At 66.9% G+C, this 19,980-nt stretch carries 20 protein-coding genes; 13 read left to right on the top strand and 7 right to left on the bottom strand.

What is annotated here, in order from left to right; genetic code table 11:
- Positions 1 to 181: 181 nt before the first annotated feature.
- Positions 182 to 1,042 carry a hypothetical protein gene (locus tag ABTY62_RS04080; protein WP_352127776.1) on the bottom strand — a complete coding sequence of 287 codons (861 nt, stop codon included), beginning with the start codon at positions 1,040 to 1,042 and terminating at the stop codon, positions 182 to 184.
- A gap of 235 nt (positions 1,043 to 1,277) precedes the next feature.
- Here ABTY62_RS04080 and ABTY62_RS04075 point away from each other — a divergent pair, with 235 nt between their 5' ends.
- The 10 genes from ABTY62_RS04075 (at position 1,278) to ABTY62_RS04030 (ending at position 9,881) form a co-directional block, all read left to right on the top strand.
- Complete coding sequence (locus ABTY62_RS04075; RefSeq protein ID WP_352127775.1) at positions 1,278 to 1,421, top strand: LxmA leader domain family RiPP; 144 nt, start codon at positions 1,278 to 1,280, stop codon at positions 1,419 to 1,421.
- A gap of 246 nt (positions 1,422 to 1,667) precedes the next feature.
- The gene (gene lxmK, locus ABTY62_RS04070; protein WP_352127774.1) at positions 1,668 to 2,759 is read left to right on the top strand and encodes a class V lanthionine synthetase subunit LxmK; all 1,092 of its coding nucleotides are present in this window, start codon (positions 1,668 to 1,670) and stop codon (positions 2,757 to 2,759) included.
- A gap of 2 nt (positions 2,760 to 2,761) precedes the next feature.
- The gene (locus ABTY62_RS04065) at positions 2,762 to 3,727 is read left to right on the top strand and encodes a T3SS effector HopA1 family protein (protein WP_352127773.1); all 966 of its coding nucleotides are present in this window, start codon (positions 2,762 to 2,764) and stop codon (positions 3,725 to 3,727) included.
- Positions 3,728 to 3,749: 22 nt separating this feature from the next.
- The gene (locus ABTY62_RS04060; RefSeq protein WP_352127772.1) at positions 3,750 to 4,994 is read left to right on the top strand and encodes a M16 family metallopeptidase; all 1,245 of its coding nucleotides are present in this window, start codon (positions 3,750 to 3,752) and stop codon (positions 4,992 to 4,994) included.
- 145 nt (positions 4,995 to 5,139) lie between these two features.
- The gene (locus tag ABTY62_RS04055; RefSeq protein ID WP_352127771.1) at positions 5,140 to 6,327 is read left to right on the top strand and encodes a hypothetical protein; all 1,188 of its coding nucleotides are present in this window, start codon (positions 5,140 to 5,142) and stop codon (positions 6,325 to 6,327) included.
- The gene (locus ABTY62_RS04050) at positions 6,327 to 6,911 is read left to right on the top strand and encodes a flavoprotein (protein ID WP_352127854.1); all 585 of its coding nucleotides are present in this window, start codon (positions 6,327 to 6,329) and stop codon (positions 6,909 to 6,911) included. Before ABTY62_RS04055 ends, ABTY62_RS04050 begins: the two co-directional genes overlap by 1 nt.
- The gene (locus ABTY62_RS04045) at positions 6,901 to 7,836 is read left to right on the top strand and encodes a hypothetical protein (RefSeq protein WP_352127770.1); all 936 of its coding nucleotides are present in this window, start codon (positions 6,901 to 6,903) and stop codon (positions 7,834 to 7,836) included. The genes ABTY62_RS04050 and ABTY62_RS04045 overlap by 11 nt, the downstream gene beginning before the upstream one ends.
- Before the next feature lie 201 nt (positions 7,837 to 8,037).
- Complete coding sequence (locus tag ABTY62_RS04040; protein WP_352127769.1) at positions 8,038 to 8,229, top strand: hypothetical protein; 192 nt, start codon at positions 8,038 to 8,040, stop codon at positions 8,227 to 8,229.
- 39 nt (positions 8,230 to 8,268) lie between these two features.
- Positions 8,269 to 9,147, top strand: a complete 879-nt coding sequence (locus tag ABTY62_RS04035) for an ABC transporter ATP-binding protein (RefSeq protein WP_352127768.1) — start codon at positions 8,269 to 8,271, stop codon at positions 9,145 to 9,147.
- Complete coding sequence (locus tag ABTY62_RS04030) at positions 9,147 to 9,881, top strand: ABC transporter permease (protein ID WP_352127767.1); 735 nt, start codon at positions 9,147 to 9,149, stop codon at positions 9,879 to 9,881. Before ABTY62_RS04035 ends, ABTY62_RS04030 begins: the two co-directional genes overlap by 1 nt.
- Before the next feature lie 82 nt (positions 9,882 to 9,963).
- Here ABTY62_RS04030 and ABTY62_RS04025 read toward each other — a convergent pair whose 3' ends face one another.
- From ABTY62_RS04025 to ABTY62_RS04000, 6 genes are all read right to left on the bottom strand, one after another.
- The gene (locus ABTY62_RS04025; RefSeq protein ID WP_352127766.1) at positions 9,964 to 11,154 is read right to left on the bottom strand and encodes an acyl-CoA dehydrogenase family protein; all 1,191 of its coding nucleotides are present in this window, start codon (positions 11,152 to 11,154) and stop codon (positions 9,964 to 9,966) included.
- Between the two features lie 167 nt (positions 11,155 to 11,321).
- Positions 11,322 to 12,032, bottom strand: coding sequence for a glycerophosphodiester phosphodiesterase (locus ABTY62_RS04020; RefSeq protein ID WP_352127765.1), 711 nt, complete (start codon positions 12,030 to 12,032; stop codon positions 11,322 to 11,324).
- Positions 12,029 to 13,375: an ABC transporter substrate-binding protein gene (locus ABTY62_RS04015; protein ID WP_352127764.1), complete on the bottom strand. Its 1,347-nt coding sequence runs from the start codon at positions 13,373 to 13,375 to the stop codon at positions 12,029 to 12,031. The genes ABTY62_RS04020 and ABTY62_RS04015 overlap by 4 nt, the downstream gene beginning before the upstream one ends.
- Entirely contained in the window at positions 13,372 to 14,229 is an 858-nt protein-coding gene (locus tag ABTY62_RS04010) for a carbohydrate ABC transporter permease (protein ID WP_311723107.1), read from the bottom strand. The genes ABTY62_RS04015 and ABTY62_RS04010 overlap by 4 nt, the downstream gene beginning before the upstream one ends.
- The gene (locus tag ABTY62_RS04005; protein WP_352127763.1) at positions 14,226 to 15,140 is read right to left on the bottom strand and encodes a carbohydrate ABC transporter permease; all 915 of its coding nucleotides are present in this window, start codon (positions 15,138 to 15,140) and stop codon (positions 14,226 to 14,228) included. The genes ABTY62_RS04010 and ABTY62_RS04005 overlap by 4 nt, the downstream gene beginning before the upstream one ends.
- Positions 15,141 to 15,326: 186 nt before the next feature.
- A complete protein-coding gene (locus ABTY62_RS04000) occupies positions 15,327 to 17,426 on the bottom strand; it encodes a pyridoxamine 5'-phosphate oxidase family protein (protein WP_352127761.1) in 2,100 nt (699 codons plus the stop codon).
- Between the two features lie 143 nt (positions 17,427 to 17,569).
- On the opposite strand from ABTY62_RS04000, the gene dhaK reads away from it, so the two are divergent.
- From dhaK to ABTY62_RS03985, 3 genes are all read left to right on the top strand, one after another.
- Positions 17,570 to 18,562, top strand: a complete 993-nt coding sequence (gene dhaK / locus ABTY62_RS03995) for a dihydroxyacetone kinase subunit DhaK (RefSeq protein WP_352127760.1) — start codon at positions 17,570 to 17,572, stop codon at positions 18,560 to 18,562.
- Between the two features lie 60 nt (positions 18,563 to 18,622).
- A complete protein-coding gene (gene dhaL / locus ABTY62_RS03990) occupies positions 18,623 to 19,270 on the top strand; it encodes a dihydroxyacetone kinase subunit DhaL (RefSeq protein WP_502997395.1) in 648 nt (215 codons plus the stop codon).
- A gap of 253 nt (positions 19,271 to 19,523) precedes the next feature.
- Positions 19,524 to 19,943 (top strand): PTS-dependent dihydroxyacetone kinase phosphotransferase subunit DhaM, encoded by a 420-nt coding sequence (locus ABTY62_RS03985; protein ID WP_352127759.1) that lies wholly within the window; start codon positions 19,524 to 19,526, stop codon positions 19,941 to 19,943.
- Positions 19,944 to 19,980 lie beyond the last annotated feature (37 nt).

The following is a 19,980-nucleotide window of genomic DNA, read 5'->3' as shown; positions in this document are numbered from 1 at the left end:
GTGACCGAGTCCGGCCCGTACAGCCCCAAGTCACCGGCGATCCGGCCTTGCTTCAATGCCACCACCTCCCGCGGCCGGCCCGGGCCCCGCCCGGGGCGTGGGTGGCCCACCGTTCAGATCCGACCCGCTCGGCGCTGCCGTCGGAGCAGCAGGGCCAGATACAGGCCTCCGGCCACCGCAGTCACCACACAGAAGGGCAGCGTCCGCTGACCGCGATGGGGGAGAGGCTGCGCTTTGTACGCGGCAACCAGGTCGTGGTCGGGCCGCTGCTGATCCGGTGTCTGCGCCGTGGTCTTCGCGATGCCCTACGCGCTCTTCCCCGAGCTGGGCCCCCGGTGCACCACACCGGACCGGCGCTGATCGGCGCGGTCGCGTTGCGGGCGTGGCGATCGCCTGCTTCGGCTTCAGCCCGAACCTGTGGTCGGCGCTCGCGTTCCTGGCTCTGGCGGGCCTCGGTGACACCGTCTCGGAGATCCTTCGCCGAACGCTGCTCCAGCACTACACGCCGGGCCGTCTCCACGGCAGAGTCGGCAGCCTCTGGCTCGCCCAGGCCACCGCGGCCCCCTCGGCTGGCAATCTGGAGGCGGGCCTGGCGGCCAGGGCGCTGGGCTCGCCGACCGGAGTCGAACTTGATCAGACCGGGCTCCAGGTTGTCCGGCCCAGGGGATGCCCAGCAGGGATGGGCTTCTGAGCTGACTGCCCGTCGAGCGTCGGTCACCACGTAATCTCCCTTCTTCGCTTCGGACATGTTCGTCACCGACTCACTGACCTCGAATTGACCTCCCTGCCCGAGGGGAGGCAAGCTCAGGCCGAGTTCGTTCATCAGCTTGGCCGCGAAGTCGTCCTCAAAGGCGATGCTGAAGATCTCGGCCGGTGTGTTGCCGATGGACAGGCCGTAGATGATCCCCCGCAATTCCGCTTGTAGTCCTTGTCCAAGGTGAAGTCGGATATGGCGAGGATTCAGTTCCGGCTGGAGGGCGGCGATCTCCGCGTAGTCGATCTCGATGGAGCCACAAGCCGCCGACCCGGCGGCCAGGGTCACGTTGAGAAGGATTTTGAAGATGCTTTAAGCCCCAGACGCCCGCCTCTGACCAGGGCAAAATGGCCACACTTGACCGACACAAACAGCCTCGAACTACAAATTCCGCTTTTCTCTGCCCGAGTAAGGTTGTTTTATGCGATCTACCTCTATTAGTATTCCAACACATCCCGATCCGGGCATGTCCGACCTGCGCACTGGTCGGGTGGACGCAAGACTCCTTTAGGAAGGTGGAGCCATGAACAACCTCATCTCCGGATACTCGGCGTACACGTCAGCCGCCGAGTTCGGCGCCGCAACGTTCGACGAGGCCCCTGCGACGACCTCCGCCCCGTGCGCGGTGGGCACGATCATCATCCTGACGATCGGCGCTGTCTGCTGATCGCCTTGTATCTGGCAGGACCGTATTAGACGCTGCTGACCTGCGGCGATTCAACGCCTGGGTCAGCTGGTCGATAGCCGGGCCGAAGCCTTCTCCGCAGGTCGCAGCCTCACCCCGCGAACCGCGGCAGATCAACGACGCCCGACGGTCACGAATGTAACGAAGTCCTACTGGAGACAGGTGCGTGGAGCACGTGCGTGTCCGCGTGATCCACGCACCTGTCGCGTCGTGGAGGGGGAACAAGCGATGGTCGGCCACCTGCTGGCCAATACAGTGCAGGTAGACGAACCCGCCGAGCTGATCCGGGTGGTTCAGGAACTCGGGCTGGGCGATCTCAACGTTGCCGGTCTGCGGAGTTTCCTCGGTCGCAACGTCAACTGGTCCGGTGAGACCTTGTCCGGCGAGCGCATCTTCGCCAAGCAGTTCGTCGGCCACGACGCCGCGGGGCGATTCAAACGGAGTGTCACTGCCGCCGCCGTTCTCGACGCGCACGTCCCGACGCCGCGGCTCCTGTATCAGCATGCCGAAACACGAACTCTCATCTTCGCCGTACCCGACGGCGCTGAGCAGGTCGAGGAATTACGCGGCGACCTTGATCAGGTGCGTAGCGATCTCGTGGACTGCGGACGTGCGCTGGCAGCGGTCCATGGGACCCGTCCGTTCGACGGTCTCGATACCTCTCGCTTCCACGGGCCGGCGCCATCCGCTCTGAGAGCCGTGCCTGTCGCCGCCTATCAACGACTCAGCGCTGGGCAGCTCGAGGCATTCCGGATTCTGCACGCCGATCACACGGTCGCCGACAGCGTTTCTTCGTTGCTCGCCCGGGAAGAAGCCGCACGGCGGTATTTCACTCCAGTGCACGGCGATATCCGGCTCGACCAGTTCATGACGTCTAACGACCGGGTAGTACTGATCGACTTCGAGGAGTTCCGACAGGGCGACCCAGCACGTGACCTCGGTGCCCTTGTGGGCAGTGTGCTGCACAGCGTGATCGTGTCTATTCCCGACCGTCTCAGAGATCAGAGGCCGATCGGCGCGGAGGTCTCGGATGCGGACATCCAGAGCGCAGGAGGCGCAGATCTCGAACGGGCGGCTGCTGTGATTCGGAAAATTTGGGCCGCATATCGCCAGCACCGCGGGTCTGCAGCAGACGACGCCGAACTCGCCGCCAGAGCGACCGCCTTCGGGGGATGGCACATGTTCGACAGGATGCTCGCCTCCGCTGAAACGGCAACCAGCTTGTCTCCTTCAGTTCTTGCCGCGGCAGGCATCGGTCGAATGCTACTTATGGAACCCGACGTCCACGCCGACACTATTGGGCTGGGAGGAATACAGTGACCGTGGCTGTCGCGGCAACAGTCGCCGAGATCATCGACGAGATCGAAGTATCCGAGTCACTTTGCGCGGCGTCCTATCGCGGACGTGAGATCACAGAGTCTGGTCCTGCCAAGCTCACGACGACCCTGGCCCAAATGATCTACAGCAATGCTCACGCCGGGCTTCAGAGTGAACGGATGACGCGCCCGTCCACATGGCATGACGAGGCGCTGGAGCGCAGACTCGCCGCGGCAGTTCCGGTGGGGCGGATGCGCATTCGTGCCGAGCTGCTGCACTCTGATGCAGGGGCGCTGTTAGTCGACGTCGGCGGTGTTCATCTCACCGTCCCGGCAGACTCCGAGCACCTTGAGTCCCGGACCGGGAACGAGGTGATCCTCGTTCTGCCAACGCAATGGCCGAAGCGCTCGCCCGGATTCTTCATGGCCGACAGCCCCAAGCGCGCCTACAAGGCATTCGGCCCGATCCTCCGCATATACGTCCGATGTGAGTCTTCCGACCGTGCCCTCAAGGTGTGGGAATCGCTCGGTGGCATCCTTCCGTCCCTGGAAGTTCCGTGGCGCGCAAAAGTCCTCTCGATCCCACAGTCTTTCCCGCGCAACGACGCCATCGTCATCTACCTGAATCGACCGGCATGGCATGAGTCGGGGCGGATTCTTGAGTTCCTTGAGGAGAACAAGCTCGCCGATCCTGGTGGGTCGATGCTCGCCTCGCGACGCTCTGCGGGGATCGGCCTCGCCTTCGAACCGGCCGACACCCGGCCGACGTACTCCGGATTGAGCTTTGGCCAGCACCGCAGCCGTCTGATCGCCGACGGTGTCATCCGTGCGGCTCGGGACAACATCGATGCGCGGACGGCCGTAGAAGAGTCGTTCCGGAACGGTCTCGTGGACCCTGCAGCACCATGGCGTAACAGCACCTCGCCCCTGGTTCTCGAGATCGAGAATACGCCGTCGCCATCGCTCAGTTGAAGGTCGGAAGGCGCAGTCACCCATGATGTTTGAGAGACTGACATCGGGACTGACCGTGGAAGTACGCGAGATGCGCGGTGCGCCAACGAGCGTCGCGGTTGTCTACCGGGCCGGCATGCGGTGCGATCCGGTGGGCATGCCGGGCCTGGCGCACCTCGCGGAGCACGCTTTTCTCCAGTCCGTTCCCGAGGATCACGCAAGAAGACGGCTGCCACGTGGGGGCCTCACACGGTGGACGGCGCACACACTGACCGACACCGTGGAATTCTCAGTGCAGTGCCCCGCGGCGGTGGTTGGCGATGCCGTCGAAATCCTGGCTCCGTTTGGTGCGGGCAACCGCATCACGGCCTCCGTCGTCGAGCGTCAGCGCTTGGTCGTCATGGAAGAGCTCCGGATGCTCACCGCGAGAGGGAACCGCGGAGACATCTGGCGCTTCCTCCCCGCAGCGCTGTTCGACGACTGGAGTCGGGGGCACGACGGGTACGGCACCGCCCAGGCTATTCCCTCCTACGACCACCACGCGGTCAAACAGTTCCTTGAAGCGACATACGTGCCGCAACGATGCGCGGTGAGCATCGTGACCGGCGAGACGGCGACGGTCCACAAGGCTCTTGACAACAGCGGAATTCTGGCGCGACTCGGTGACTGCGCCGTCGAACCTCGCGGGGACTCTGAACCGGCACTTCGACGTCTCGACCGCACAGACCTCGCCCTGAGCGATCCACTGTACGACCGGGCTGAAGTACCGCTTGGTCATGCACTCGGATGGGTGCGTTCTGGCTCGATGTCCTCAAAGGAACTCGGTCTACACATCGCGCTGTGCGGTGTTGTTCATCAAATTTCAGTGGCAAGCCGAGACCTGGCCGCCTCGCATGGCTACAGATCCGTGAGGACACAGGCCGGCTTCTTCCATCCCTTGCGGGCCACACCACCGTGGGTCTGCGCCATCACCGCACAATCTCGGGCAGGGGAGGCCGGAGACCCCGAACGTCTGTGGGGAGAGCTACGAAACAGGATCCGGACAGCCGATCAGAACATATACGACCGGGCGACGGCACTGGCACGGACCGAGGTCCATCTGAATCTCGCGGACGCATCCCAACGTGCCCTTCTGCATGCCCGGCACGCCGTTCTGGCACGCGAGCCGTTCAACGACGAAGCGTTTCTGGTGATGCTTTCCCCAGAGTCGTTTGCGGAGTGCTACAAGCTCGCATCACAGATGCCCTCGGTCCCGGACGGTCTCCGGGCCCTCACCGGAGTCGGATGACCAAATCTCATACGCCGCCTCCTCTGCGAAGAAAGGTATTCAGATGGATGGACTCCGGGCTCTGCGCGATAGGACGACACAGATCGTACTGCCAGGTGGCACCAGCGCGTGGTATTCGCAGATAGCGGACGAACCGTTGACCTACGTGACTGCGGCAGTGAAACTACCCGTCCAGTCGCTGGAAGATGTCGGAGCCGCAGAGGTACTGCTCGCTCTCTGGGCCGAAACGATCCCATCGAGCGAAGCTTTCAACCGGGGCATCAAAGTCTTTACCCGGCGCCACAAAGATTGGGTGTTCTTGGAGGCTATCGCACCGTCGGACGAGCACGGTCTCGCTTGGGACGTGCTTCAGGAGATGCTCACAATTGACCCGACTGTGGAGGCGATAGCGAATGCCGTCACAGTCGCGCGAGAAAGAACAAATGAGGCCAAGAGCACCTCAAGCATTCGCGCAGACGTGTTGCGCTGGGACACTGTTTTCACGAAATCGCCCGCCATGTTCGCGCTTCCGGATGACGATGCGCTGAGCTCGATTACATATACGCGAATCGCGCGCCTCGTGGAAGATTTGGTGCGTGAAGCGCCCAAATCCCTCGTTGTCATCGGCCCGATACCGCTGGAGGAAGTCGAGGCACGCGCTCGCGCCTTCGTCATGGGCTCCGCGTGGTCGTGCAGCACACACACGCGTACCGCGCCACCCGGGGAGGAGGTCGTCCCGCGCCCAGGACTCCGGCTGATATCCGAGCGCGCCTCGGCGAACTTGTGCTTCCGCCTGGTCCTACCCTTCGATCGAGGTACACAGACGGACACCTACGTGCTTCTGGCAACCGCGCTGGCCCTCGGCGGTGCTCATTTCGCTCCGTTGCAGACCCGCCTCCGCGACTGGTGCGGGGCCGCCTACTCGCCGTCGACAGGAATCGAAGTGCTGAGTACCTGCACGCCGCTCTGTATAAACGTCGACGCCGAAGGCGGACAGGCGTCTGCGATCTCGGAGACTATAAAATTGGTCGTAGAGTACTTTGAACTTGGCAGTTGGCGAGATCACTGGCGCGACGGCGTCGAACAGCTTACTGGAATCTACGCCGACGCCTGGGCCAATGCCCGGGGCCGCGGGGTGTTCATCACGTCCAACATTGCGATCGGACGCGATCCGCGTCAGATTTCGACAATTCCGGATATCTTGCAGGAACTTTCCGAGAAAGCCTTCGAGACGACGCTTGGCGAGTTTGAGGCGGAGGCTTTCCGTGGTGTTCTCCTGGGGCGGTTCGACGCCGTCGAGGCGGGCCAGCTGCTGCGCAACGCCGGGTTCAATGTCGTCAAGGCGGTGGCGTGATGCTTGCCGCCCGCAAGATCCTGTACGTCATTACCGGCGGTATCCAAGCAACTCTCGCTCCGGTTAGGGCGAAGTGGATGCTCACAGTCAACCCCGAGATCGACATCGTCATCGGCGTTACGCCGATGGCGCTGCGGTTCACCACGCCGACGGCGCTGTCGGCTTTCGGCCGCAGTTCCGTGGTGATCGACAGTTGGGATGACAGCCTCACCCCGGCACATCATGTCGATCTTGCGACCTGGCCTGACGGTGTCATCGTTCATCCCATGACGTTCGACTACCTGGGGAAGCTGGCTGGGGGGCTGGGTAGCGGTCCCGTCATGCTTTCGCTTCAGGCCACCACGGCACCCATCGTTCTATGCCCGGGTTTCCCTCCTGGATTGTGGCAGAGCCCGGTCACCCGCGAGAACCTTCGCCGGGTGATGCTGCGACCGAACGTCACAGTCCTCCCCCCGGTGCAGGGCGAGAGTGCGCAGTCAGGTGAGACCTTCGTGGGTGCTCCTGTGGACTTCGAGAATGCTGCCGCGGCCTTGGCGGAATCACTCGCGACAGGGGAAGCAACGGATTCCGACCATGCAGCTTGAGCGCGCTTTCGGTACCGCAGCCTTCAAGACGGTGATCAGACCTGACGCCGACGGGACGCATACCTGGGAAAGGGTGGCTCCTGCTGGGAGCCCGATCGCGTTTGCGCTGAGTGACGGAGCAGCGCAGTGGTGCGCGGCCTCCAGCACCCCACAGATTCACTTCGTCGCCCCGATGCACATCGGCACGCAAGACGTTCGGTGGAAGGTACGCGGACGTACCACCCTCGCATCGCTCATCCATCCTGCGGGAGAAGATGGGTCTGATTCGGCGCCAGACCCTGCGCAACTCCGGAAATTTTTCAGTGCTCTCGGCGCGGCAACCCCCCGAACCGTCGGCCCACATTCGTTGCGGTCAATCAGCGGGCCGGCCATGCCCGACGCGCTGTACCGCCTTGTTCGCTGGTTTGCCGGTGAGTGGAACGTCGGCGCTTCAAGCTGCGACCGCGATATTCTCAAGAGGCTTATCGGAAAGCATCTGTTCGGCAGGCTGCAAAATATCGCGGAGAATCTGGCTTCGCTCTTCGAATCCGACGCTGCCGAAACCACGGTCCACGGCGCCTTCACGTCCGGGCACATCATTGTCGAACCTGATGCCCTGGAAATCTGCGACGTTCTCTCTGGAATCGACCTCGCGCCTGGGCCGGCATCGTATGATCCCGGAATTCTCCTTGGCGACTTGTGTGAACACTATCATGTAGCGTTGGCAGCCGGTCTGCCGTACGTACATTTTCGCGATCTGGCCCGAGCTTATCTTGCAGGAGCCGGGCTGCAACCTCATGGACAGGTCGCCGACGCCATGATGACGCGGATCGTCGGGCACATCGTCGATTACTCCAGCTTTGTTGGCAGTGCTACTGAGATAGCACTGTATCGAGACTTAATTCACGAGATAGCCACCGACCCGTGGGGTTGGCTTGAAGAGTAGTCAATTAAATATCCTCGGCGCGCCGGCCGCGGAAATGCTGTTCTCGACTCTTGTGGAGGGACTGATATGTGGAAAGCCGTCATTATCGTAGTGGCATGCATCATCGGTCTGGTCGTCCTTGACAGACTGCTACTCCTCGCCGAGTCACGAGGCTGGATCTACTGGAGAAGACGACGTGCCGCGCCAGGAGGAGGTGAGGCGATGGCAGCAGAGCTCGTGAAGGTATTCCGCCCTAGCGAGAGCTTTGTACAGCAGGAGAGGTTGCGTAACGAGGCCGGCGCTCAACAGGGTAGCGCCGAGGATTTCGATCCCGACAAAGGACGCATCGTGATCCGCTTGACCGGCGAAAACACTCGTAAGACATCGGACGAAGACCCGCAGAGCGGGAAATGATCGGCTTGACGGGCAGGGCAAGGGGGGCGGATCGGAGAAGTGAATGGTTTTGCCATCGAAATTGAAGATGTTCGATGCAGTTACGGCCCATTCTTGGCAGTCCGCGATGTGAGCCTTCAAGTGAAGAACGGCGAGATCTATGCCCTCCTGGGCACAAATGGAGCCGGCAAGACTACGCTCCTCGAGACGATTCAAGGATTCCGAAAGTCGAATTCCGGTCGCGTGATGACGTTCGGCGTCGAACCGGATAACACGATTCGGCACCGAATCGGGTTCATGCTTCAGGAATCAGCCCTGGTCGGCGAATTAACGGCCGGCGAGACCGTCGCATTCTTCGGCTCCGCCTCCGGACGGTCGGACAGCGTCCGGCGCACCCTGTCCGTCGTCGGGCTGCTTGAGAAGGAGAATGTCAAGGTGTCGCAGCTGTCCGGTGGGGAGCGGCGACGGCTGGACTTCGCCTCGGCGATCTATGGAAACCCGGATCTCGTGTTCCTGGACGAGCCGACGGCGGGCATGGATCCGGAGGCGCGAAGCGACTTGTGGGCCAGTGTCGCCGGCATGAGGGCACATGGGACAAGCTTCCTCATCACAACCCATTACCTCGAAGAAGCTGAGCAGCATGCCGACAGGATCGGTCTGATACATCAAGGCGAATTGGTGCTGGAAGGCGCCCTGTCTGAGATCAATGCCGGTCTCCCTGCGACGATCTCCTTCCGAACGAGAATCCATGATGCCATTTTTCCGTTCGACGACGTGACCTGGACGGGCTTCCGGACGGAGATCCGCACTCAGGATCTTCAAGCGACTCTCCTGACTCTCCTTCGCTGGGCCGAGCGTGAGGGTTGTCGTCTGGATGACCTCACGGCCGAGCAACCCAGCCTTCGGCAAGTCTTCGAGTCTCTCAAAGGCGACGTTTGATGACAAAGAATGTGCTGCGCGGTACCGCTTCCATTGCGAAGTTCGAGTCGATCGTCTTTGTCAGGAACAAGGTCGTCATCGCATCATCGATCTTCGTGCCACTGCTCTTCGCCGTTGCACTCCTGCGGATTCCGGACTCGATCGCGCGCGCCGGAGCCCTCGCGGGTCTCCAGGTGGCGGTTATTGCCGGTCTCGGGAACTATGTGACTGCTACCACTACGCTCGCCAGTCGGCGGGAATCGCATTACCTTAAGCGCCTTCGCGGTACCCGATTGACGAAAGTGGCGATCCTCGTCGGGATCGCGCTGCCGGTGGTGGTGGTGAATCTCGTTCAGATTGCGGTCGTTCTGGTGTGGCTCTCGATTTCGATGGCAACGCCCACGCGTTCTCTTGCGCTTATTGCAGGGACCATTCTGGTGGAAGCGCTGCTCATCGCACTTGCTGTCGCAACTTCTGGTGTCACCAGTTCGCCGGAATACGCCCAGATCACGACGGTGCCGGTGTTCACACTGCTCGTGGGTCTCGCGATATGGGACTCTGTGACTGTCGAGGACGGCTGGGAGTGGTTGCGGCGCATGGTACCGGGCGGCGGAGCCATCGAACTCATCTCCAGCAGTTGGGGTGATCTCCCCATGTGGATTGCGTTGCTCGATGTCGTAGTCTCGGCGGTCTGGATAGCTGCTGCGGCCTACGCGGCTCCTCGCCTCTTCCGCTGGGACACCAGGACGGGTTGACCTCGATTCGTCAGCGAGGTTCTGCCGCCGAGACCGAGCCGGTGGCGAAGAGCACGGGCCGAGATCCATCGCATGCTGAAAACTAACGGCGCACCCTCGGCATCCCCAGGCCGATCCAGGAGATGATCTCCCGCTGCACCTCGTTGTTGCCGCCGCCGAAGGTGAACACCACGCTGCTGCGGTAGCCGCGCTCCAGCTCGCCGTGCAGCACCGCGCCCGTCGAGCCCTCCTTGAGCGGGCCCGCCGCGCCGACGATCTCCATCAGCCAGGCGTAGGCGTCGCGGCGCGCCTCGGAGCCGTAGACCTTGACCGCGGAGGCGTCCTGGGGGGTGAGCGCCTCGCGCTGGAGGGCGTCCACCATCTGCCAGTTGAGCAGCTTCATGGCGTCCAGCCTGGCGTGGGTGCGGGCCAGCCGCCCGCGCACCCAGCCCAGGTCGATGACGCGGCGGCCGTCCGCGAGCTTGGTGTCGGCGGCCCACTGCTGGACGCCGCGCAGGGCGCGGATGGCCATCGTGCCGTGGGCGGCGAGGGTGACGCGCTCGTAGTTGAGCTGGGTGGTGATCAGCCGCCAGCCCTCGTTCTCCGCGCCGACCCGGCGGGTGGCCGGCACCCGGATGTTCTCGTAGTAGCTGGCCGTGGTGTCGTGGGAGGCGAGGGTGTTGATGACGGTGCAGGAGTAGCCGGGGTCGCTGGTCGGCACGAGCAGGATGCTGATGCCCTTGTGGGGCTTGGCGTCGGGGTCGGTGCGCACCGCGAGCCAGACCCAGTCGGCGGTGTCGCCGTTGGTGGTCCAGGTCTTCTGGCCGTTGACCGTGTAGTGGCCGGTGTGGGGATCGCCCTCGCGCACCGCACGGGTCTTGAGCGAGGCGAGGTCGGTGCCCGCGTCGGGCTCGCTGTAGCCGATGGCGAAGTCGATCTCACCGGAGAGGACCTTCGGCAGGAAGTACTCTTTCTGCTCACCGGTGCCGTGGCGCATCAGGGTGGGCCCGACGGTGTTCAGCGCCATGAGGGGCAGCGGTACGCCCGCCTGGGCGGCCTCGTCGAAGAAGATGAACTGCTCCACGGGGCCCAGGCCGCGCCCGCCGTACTCCCGCGGCCAGCCCACGCCCAGCCAGCCGTCCGCGCCGAGGCGGCGGATGGTCTCGCGGTAGAACCGCTTCTGTCCGGCGGGGTCGGCGTAGCGGGCGTAGGCGTTGTCCGGGACCAGCTCGGTGAAGTACGCGCGCAGTTCGGTGCGCAGTTGCCGCTGCTCGGGGGTGTAGTCGAGGTGCACGGCCCCTCCTGGAGTCTCGCGTCCGCCGCGACGGCGCTGGAATCGAGGGGCACGGTAGAACGTGTTCCAACAATACGGAAGGGCCATGGGCCCGGACGCCGCATCCGCCGAGGCGGCGTCCGGGCCCACGGGCATCCCGGCCGAACGGGCCGATTGGCTGTGGGCGGTCAGACCGCCCGTAGCCAATCGTCGATCAGCGCGGGATGGTCCGTGGTGACCGCGTCGGCGCCCAGGGCCACGCAGCGCGCCAGCCGCTCCGGGTCGGCAGCCGGCCAGGCGTCGACCCGCAGGCCCTGGGCGTGGCAGCGCTCGACCAGGCCGGCCGTCAGCTCGGGCCGCAGCTCCGGGCAGACCCAGGTGGCCTTCACCTCCGCGGCGCGCGCGGGCAGTTCCTCCGTGGGGTGGGCGGTGATCAGCCCCCGTTCCACCCGGGGCAGCAGCCGCGCGGCGTGGTCGAGCATCTCGGCGTGGAAGGAGGTCAGCACCACGCGCGGGGGCAGGGGGTCGCGCCGGTCGGACTCGGCCAGCGCGGCCACCGCCTCGGGGGCCTTGATCTCCACCTGCACCAAGCCGGGGAAGGCGTCCAGGGCCTCGCCGAGCGTGGGGATCCGCTCGCCCCCTCCGGCGTCGAGCTCCCGCAGCTCGGCCAGGGAGAGCGCGGCGACCTCGCCGGTGCCGTCGGTGGTGCGGTCCACTGTGGCGTCGTGGATCACCACGAGGTGGCCGTCACGGGAGACCCGCACATCGAGTTCGACGCCCTCGGCGCCGACCCGGTGCGCGTGGCGGAAGGAGCGCAGGGTGTTCTCCGGCTCATCGGCCCTGGCGCCCCGGTGTCCGTAGACCAAGGGGCGTGGTGCGGCGGTTCGGGACGGTGTCACAGGTGCTCCTCGATGGACTCACGGTGCCGGTCCACTCCCTTGCGCAGCCGCGTGGCGACATCGGAGAACGCCTGGTGCGCCGGGGTGTTACCGGTCCAGATCTTCTGTAGGCCGGTGTAGATCTGGACATTGGCGTTGGGCACCATCATCCGCACCTGGTCGCCCTTGCGGGTGTGCGGCAGTTGCTTCACCGCGGTGGAGAAGTTGGGGTCCTCCGTGAGCAGCTTGGCCAGCACGGGGGACTTGGTGGCGGCCGGGACCACCGGCATATAGCCGGTCTGGACGGTCCACTGGGCCGCGTTCTCCGGCCGCGCCAGGAAGCGTACGAACTCCGCCGCCGCCTGTTTGCGCTCCTTGGGTACCCGCTTGAACATACCGAGCCCGCCGCCGCCCGTGGTCACCCCGAACTCCTTGTGACGGGGCAGGAATCCGGTGCCCAGCTCCCAGCCGCCCGCCTTGGCCATCTCGGAGATCTTCCGCAGCCCACCGGTGGAGGTGATCAGGGTGGCGATCAGCTGGTTGCCCATGTCGCCCGCCGGGTCGGTGGACATATAGGCGATGCGGTCCCGGTGGACCAGCTTGCGCTGCCACTCCCCCGCCGCGACGGTGGCCTCGTGGTCGATGGCCACGTTCAGGCCGTTGGAGTAGGCGCCGCCCCACTGCCAGGCGGTGCACTGGAACTGCCAGTCCCCGTCGATCTTCTGGTACGCCTCCAGGGCGACCCGCTTGCCCTGGGTCTTCAGTTGGGTGATCTCCTTGGCCCAGCCGTACATCTCCTCCCAGGTCTCGGGCGCCCGGTCGGGCACCCCGGCCTTCTTGAAGAGGGTGCGGTTGTAATAGAAGAGCGGGGTGGAGCGGGCCAGCGGCAGCCACCAGTGGTGGCCTTTGACGCGCCCCTCCCCCAGTAGCCTGGCGTTGTAGGTGGCGCGCAGCTCGCCGGGGTCGATGTAGTCGTCCCAGGGCTCGAGCGCGTCCCCGAAGTAGAAGCGGTACCACTTCACATCGGACAGCACGCACAGGTCGGGCGCCTGGCCGGCGAGCAGCCCGACGACCGCCTTCTGGGCGCACTCGTCGTACGTGCCCTGGAACTGGACCTCCACATAGATGTCGCGCTGGTCGCGGTTGAACTTGTCGGCGAGCTCCTGGAGGGCGCGGCCGGGCACGTCCGCGAAGGTGGACCACAGGACGACGCGGGTGCGCCCGGAGTAGCGGTCGGGGACCGATCCGCCCGGCTGGTCCACCGGCCCTGTGGTGGTGCCGCAGGCGCTCAGCAGCGCGGCGGCCGTGGGCGCCCCGGCCGCGAGGGTGAGGAAGCGCCGGCGGCTGGGGAGGCTCTGGCTCACTTCCCGGCTCCCTGGGTCAGCCCGGCGATGATGTAGCGCTGGGCGATGAAGAAGACGACGAGCACCGGCAGGATCACCATCACCGTGCCGGCCAGGATGGCGCCCCAGTTGGCGTACGTCTCCTGGTCCCGCAGGAAGAGGAGGCCGACGGGGAGGGTGCGCATATCGGCGCTGCTGGTCACGATCAGCGGCCAGATGAAGTCGTTCCACTTGGTCACCATGACCACGATCGCGACGGTGATCACCATGGGCCGTGACATGGGCAGCACGACGCGGAAGAGCGTGCGCAGATGGCCCGCCCCGTCGATCCGGGCCGCGTCCATGACCTCCTTGGGGAGCGTCAGCATGTGCTGGCGCAGCAGGAAGGTGCCGAAGACCGACCCGAGGCCCGGGGCGATCAGGCCCGCCCAGGTGTTGACCCAGCCCAGCTGGGCGACGGTCAGGAAGTTCGGCAGCAGGGTGACATGGCCGGGGACCATCATGGCGCCCAGCAGAAAGAGGAACAGCCACTTCTTGCCGGGGAAGGGCAGGAAGACGAAGGCGTACGCGCACAGCAGCGCGGAGCACAGCTCGATGGCGGTGCCGACGACCGAGACCACGAGGGAGTTGAGGAAGAACCGGTCGAAGGGGGCGGCGTTCCAGGCGTCGGAGAAGTTGCTCCAGCGCAGGTCGGTGGGGACCCAGTGGGGCGGATAGGCGTAGATCTGGGGGTTGGTCTTCAGCGCCGAGGAGGCCAGCCAGTACAGCGGGCCGGCCGCGATGAAGGCGACCAGGACGAGGAGCGCGTACAGGCCCAGGCGCCGGGCCCGGCCGCCGGGGCGGCGGGAGGGCGCCGCCGGGTCGAGGGCGGTCACTGGTAGTGCACCTTTCGCTCGAGGTAGCGGGCCTGCCCGGCGGTGATCAGCAGCAGCACCGCGAACATGATCATCGCGCCGGCGGCAGCGCGCCCCGCGTCGAAGGCGCGGAATCCCTGGTCGTAGATGAACCAGCTGAGGGTGGAGGTGGAGGTGCCCGGTCCGCCGCTGGTCATCATGGCCAGCACGTCGAACGCCTGGAAGGTGCTGATGGTGCAGGTCACCAGGAGGAAGAAGGTGACGGGTGAGAGCAGCGGGAGGGTGATCCGGCGCAGCCGCGTCCACGGCCCGGCGCCGTCCAGGGCGGCCGCCTCGTACACCTCCCTGGGCAGGCCCTGGAGCCCGGCGAGATAGACCACGGCGACGAATCCGGTGTTCTTCCAGAGGTAGACCAGGATCAGGCCGGTCAGCGCCCACTTCGAGTCGGTCATCATCGCCGGGGCTGTGAGCCCGAGCGGGTCCATCAGCGGGCGTATCAGCCCGTAGTTGGGGTCGAACACGAACAGCCACAGGGTGCCGACGGCGGCCCCGGAGAGCACATACGGGGCAAAGGTCAGCGTCCGCACCACGTTCCGGCCGCGCAGCTTCTGGTTGAGGAGCAGCGCGGTGGCCAGCCCCAGGACGATGCCTCCGGCCACGATGCCGACGACGAAGAGGACGGTGATCCACAAGGTGGCGCGGAAGTCGGGGTCGGTCAGCAGGTCGGTGTAGTTGCCGAGGCCGACGAAGTCCTTGGCCGGGGAGATCATGTCCCAGTCGGTCAGGCTGAGATAGGCGTTGTAGACCACCGGCCAGTAGGCGAAGAGAAGCAGGAACAGGAAGTTCGGGGCGGCGAACGCGGCGAAGAGCAGATAGTCGCGCCGTCTGCGCCTGGCGCGCAGACGGCGGCCGGCGTCGTCGATGGCAGACAAGGGGGAGTTGATCCTTCCGAACTGCGCCCCGAGGGACCCCTGGGGACGTGCTGGTGACAGCCCCAAGGGATACCAACAGAGTTGATGAGAAGGAAACACCTTGTCGTGTTACAACTTAGCCTACTTCACATACCCAGCTTGATATTTCTCACTTCTCCCGTGAACAGGCCGTCAGGAGTCCGGGCCTCAACTCCCGCCCTCCCCTTGCGGCGCGCTGTCGTCCGCGCCGCGCCGGGTGGTCCGTACGGGCTCGCCGGGGCGCCAGGTCTGGAGCACCGGATCGGAGCCCTCCACGGCGGTGCGCACCACCTCGGTCACCTCCACCCGGAAGAGGTGGAAGGGCTCCGGCGGGTGGACCTCCGCGGCGAAGCGGGCGAGCATCTCCGGGTCGCTCACCTCCACGGCGCGCCCGCTGACCCGCACATCGCCGCCGTCCATCCCGGTGTCCGGCCCCGGGTTGGCGTGGATCGCGAAGCGCGCGTCGCGCCGCAGGTCCAGGGCCTTGCGCGAGTCCGGCATCATGCCGAGCCACATCTCACCGAAGCCGAAGTCCGCCTCCAGGCCGGTCACCCGCGGGCCGCCGTCCTGGCGCACGGTGGCCAGGACATGGTGGCGGTAGCGCTGGAAACGCTCCCGCACCACGGCGGAGAACTCGGGCTCCGCCGCCTCGAACCCGCCCCAACTGGTCGTCGTCGCACTCATCATGGGGCCCATGCTCCCGGGATTGCCGGACGCCTTCTGCCGTGATCGCAGCTCACGCGCCTGGTCCGGGGGCAGATGGGCGATCCAGCCCGTCCCCGGCAGCGGGTAGGCCACCCAGGTCTGGGCGTAGGCCGGGGGGCGCGGCCGGGAGCGGTGGGTGAGCAGGGCGGTGGGTTCCCGGGCGGACCGCAGCACCAGCGCCGCCGGGGCGATGGACCGGTTGTTCCCGCTGGTCTGGGCGGAGGCGCAGCCCGCGTGGTACGCGATGGGCAGCGCGCGGTCGCCGGCGACCAGGCACGGCGGCCGCAGCCCCAGCCGGTGCAGCGCGGCCGCGGCCGTACGGTAGCTGCCGTTGACCTTCTCGGACTGCGCCGCCGAGCGGCCGAGCACCACGTACTGGGAAGCCAGTTGGAGGGTGATGACCACGCCCACCGCGACCGCCACCGGCTGCGGGGAGCGCGCGGCCTTGACGGTGCGCAGCGCCAGCTCGGCGATGGGGAGCGCGAGCAGGGCGTAGGAGGGCACCAGGAAGCGCGGGGCGAAGTAGCCGATCAGCAGCAGATAGGGAAGGGCGAGCGTGGCGGCGCAGACGATCGGCAGGATGCTCAGCGCGAGCGGATGGCCGAAGTGCGGGGCGCCCGGGCGGGAAACACGCTCCCGGCGGTCGCGGCGGTCCCGTACGGCCATGACGATCGCGGCGGCGGTCAGCAGCGGCAGCGCCAGCCACCACGCGGTCAGCTCCGGGTGGCGCAGCGGGACCTCGCACGGGCGGCACAGCTGCGGCCCGTTGAGGCTGCGCAGCGCGGCCCCCACGTTGAAGTGGAGCCCCATGCCGCCCTCGACATCGCTGGAGACCTTCAGCCGGTCCATGATGCCGCCGAAGCGGGCGTACGCCTCGCCCACCCATTGCATGGCGCCCAGCGCGAGCCCGCCGAGCAGCGCGGGCAGCGCCGGCCGCCAGGTCCTGACGGCCACGGCCGCGCCCAGCAGCGGCAGGGCCAGCCAGCCTCCGTCGGGGGTACGTACGAGGGTGACGCCCGCGATGACGGCGGCCAGCCACCAGCGCGCGTTCCGCTCGGCGGGGAGGCGCAGAAACCAGCCGACCGCGGCCACGGCGCCGAGCGCCACCCACAGGTTCGGCATCACCGCCGGTCCGCTGATCTGGGTGATCCACAGCCCGGCGAACAGGAGTGCGGCCAGGGCGACCGCGCCCGGGCCGAGCAACCGGCGCCACACCCGGAAGGCGGCGTACAGGGCGACGGCGGACAGCACCGCGAGGAGTACTCGCAACACCGGAATGGAGGACGTCACCGCGACGACCGGGGCGACCAGCATGCTGATGCCGCGGGAGCGCGGGGCGCTGAAGTACGCGGCCGGGTTGCGCGGGTCGACCTGGGAGACGTACACGGACTCGTCCCAGCCCAGCGCGTGCCCGATGTGCGGGACGACCACGAGGAGCTGGACGAGGGCGTAACCGGCGGCCACCAGCGCGAGCCAGGGCGCGGGGCGCCGACGGCGCGCCGGCTCGAAGGGCTGCGGGCGCGGGCGCGGGGTGGCGGCCGCCGGTGCGGCAGTGTTCTCCATGCGCGAACCATATGATGATTTTGTACCTTTTTCTCCGCATTGATCCATTCAGCTCAGCACACACGGGGGTGCCATGCGCGCCTGAGATCCGTAGGATTTTCATCCCGCAGACAGCTCCACCCCGGCGGAGAATGGACACGCATATGAAGATGCTGATCAACGTCGCCGAGACCGTGGTCACCGATGCCCTGCGCGGACTGGCGGCCGCTCACCCCGAGTTGACGGTGGACATCGAGAACCGGGTGATCGTCCGGCGGGACGCCCCCGTCGAGCGCAAGGTGGGGCTGGTCTCCGGCGGCGGATCGGGGCACGAGCCGCTGCACGGGGGGTTCGTCGGGCCCGGGATGCTGGACGCGGCCTGCCCCGGCGAGGTCTTCACCTCCCCCGTGCCCGATCAGATGGTGCGGGCGGCGGCCGCCGTGGACAGCGGTAACGGCGTCCTGTTCATCGTCAAGAACTACACCGGCGACGTGCTCAACTTCGACATGGCGGCCGAGCTCGCCGAGGACGAGGGCGTCCAGATCGCCAAGGTCCTGGTCAACGATGACGTGGCGGTGACCGACAGCCTCTACACCGCCGGGCGGCGCGGCACCGGGGCCACGCTGTTCGTCGAGAAGATCGCCGGCGCGGCGGCCGAGGAGGGCGCCCCGCTGGACCGGGTGGCCGCGCTCGCCCGGCAGGTCAACGAGTCGTCGCGGAGCTTCGGCGTCGCCCTCAGCGCCTGCACCACCCCCGCCAAGGGCAGCCCGACCTTCGACCTCCCTGCCGGGGAGCTGGAGTTGGGCGTGGGCATCCACGGCGAGCCCGGGCGCGAGCGGCGGGCCATGATGACCTCGCGCGAGATCGCCGACTTCTCGGTGGACGCGGTGCTGGAGGACCTGCGGCCCGACAACCCGGTCCTCGTCCTCGTCAACGGCATGGGGGCGACACCGCTGCTGGAGCTGTACGGCTTCGCCGCCGAGGTGCACCGGGTGCTCGGCGAGCGCCAGGTGGCGGTGGCACGTACGCTCGTCGGCAACTACGTCACCTCGCTCGACATGGCGGGCGCTTCGGTGACCCTGTGCCAGGTCGACGAGGAACTGCTGCGGCTGTGGGACGCACCGGTACGGACCGCCGGGCTGCGCTGGGGCTGCTGACCGGGACCGGCCCCGCCATCGATCCGTACGCTGGCGGGCCCATCGACTGAGGAGGCGTCTGTGCCCAACTCCGTGTCCGACAGGGAAACCGCCGGCGAACCGGTGCTCGACACCGACTTCGTCCACCGCTGGCTCACCGCGGCCGCCGCCGCCATAAGCCGCGAGGCCGCCAGACTGACCGACCTGGATTCGGCCATCGGCGACGCCGACCACGGCAGCAACATGCAGCGCGGCTTCACGGCCGTGACCGCCGCGCTGGAGAAGGAGCCACCGGACTCTCCGGGCGCGGCGCTCATCCTGGCCGGACGTCAGCTGATCTCCAAGGTGGGCGGCGCCTCGGGCCCGCTGTACGGGACGCTGCTGCGGCGGGCGGGCAAGGCGCTCGGCGACGCGGAGCGGGTCACCCTTCAGGAGCTGGCCGGCGCGCTGCGGACCGGCGTGGAGGCGGTGGCCCAGCTCGGCGGCTCCGCGCCCGGCGACAAGACGATGCTGGACGCGCTCGTCCCCGCGGTGGAGGCGCTGGCCACGGACGGCGGATCCTTCGAAGCGGCGAGCGAGGCCGCGGACAAGGGCGCCCTGGCGACCGTGCCGATGCTCGCGCGCAAGGGCCGGGCCAGCTATCTGGGTGAGCGCAGCATCGGCCATCAGGACCCCGGCGCCACGTCCTCGGCACTGCTGTTCGCGGCCTTCGAGGAGGTGGCCCGATGAGCGTGTCTTGGGGCGCTGCGCGGGCTGGACTGAGGAGCCGCGCAGCGACGAAGGAGCGAGCAGTGACGAAGGAGCGAGCAGTGACGAAGGAGCGAGCAGTGACGAAGGAAGCCCGCGCGTTGAAGCGCGCCAAGACTGAGCGGGCGGAGGGGTGCGTGTCTTGGCGCGCTGCGCGGGCTGGACTGAGGAGCCGAGCAGCGACGAAGGAAGCCCGCGCGTTGAAGCGCGCCGAGACTGAGCGGGAGGGAGGGGCATGAGCGGCGCGGGTGCGGAGAAGCTGGTCGGCGTGGTGCTGGTGTCGCACAGCGCCGCGGTGGCCCAGTCCGTCGCCGAGCTGGCCATCGGGCTGGCCGGGGGCGGCGGCACCGCCCCGGTCATCGCCGCGGGCGGCAACCCCGACGGCGGCCTCGGCACCAGCCCGGAGCTGGTCACCGAGGCCGCGCACGCGGTCGACCAGGGCGCGGGGGTGGCGATCCTCGTCGACCTGGGCAGCGCGGTGTTGACCGTGAAGGCGCTGCTGGCCGAGGGCGACGAACTGCCCAACGACTCCCGGCTGGTGGACGCGCCGCTGGTGGAGGGCGCGGTGGCGGCGGTCGTCACCGCCTCGGCCGGGGCGAACGTGGACGCGGTCGCGCGGGCGGCGGAGGAGGCGTACGACTACCGCAAGGTCTGAGGCCGTCCCTGCGGGCCTTGTCCGGCGTAGTGACAGG

Origin of the sequence: Streptomyces sp. NPDC097640 (assembly GCF_040302705.1) — a bacterium.
Taxonomy (GTDB): Bacteria; Actinomycetota; Actinomycetes; order Streptomycetales; family Streptomycetaceae; genus Streptomyces.
This window is presented reverse-complemented; position numbering and strand designations above follow the sequence as displayed.

Bases quoted from the DNA above. Each gene is read 5' to 3' on its own strand.
- ABTY62_RS04075 (WP_352127775.1), top strand. From the start codon at position 1,278: ATGAACAACCTCATCTCCGGATACTCGGCGTACACGTCAGCCGCCGAG.
- lxmK (WP_352127774.1), top strand. From the start codon at position 1,668: ATGGTCGGCCACCTGCTGGCCAATACAGTGCAGGTAGACGAACCCGCC.
- ABTY62_RS04060 (WP_352127772.1), top strand. From the start codon at position 3,750: ATGATGTTTGAGAGACTGACATCGGGACTGACCGTGGAAGTACGCGAG.
- ABTY62_RS04050 (WP_352127854.1), top strand. From the start codon at position 6,327: ATGCTTGCCGCCCGCAAGATCCTGTACGTCATTACCGGCGGTATCCAA.
- ABTY62_RS04045 (WP_352127770.1), top strand. From the start codon at position 6,901: ATGCAGCTTGAGCGCGCTTTCGGTACCGCAGCCTTCAAGACGGTGATC.
- ABTY62_RS04040 (WP_352127769.1), top strand. From the start codon at position 8,038: ATGGCAGCAGAGCTCGTGAAGGTATTCCGCCCTAGCGAGAGCTTTGTA.
- ABTY62_RS04030 (WP_352127767.1), top strand. From the start codon at position 9,147: ATGACAAAGAATGTGCTGCGCGGTACCGCTTCCATTGCGAAGTTCGAG.
- ABTY62_RS04000 (WP_352127761.1), bottom strand. From the start codon at position 17,426: ATGGAGAACACTGCCGCACCGGCGGCCGCCACCCCGCGCCCGCGCCCG.
- dhaK (WP_352127760.1), top strand. From the start codon at position 17,570: ATGAAGATGCTGATCAACGTCGCCGAGACCGTGGTCACCGATGCCCTG.
- ABTY62_RS03985 (WP_352127759.1), top strand. From the start codon at position 19,524: ATGAGCGGCGCGGGTGCGGAGAAGCTGGTCGGCGTGGTGCTGGTGTCG.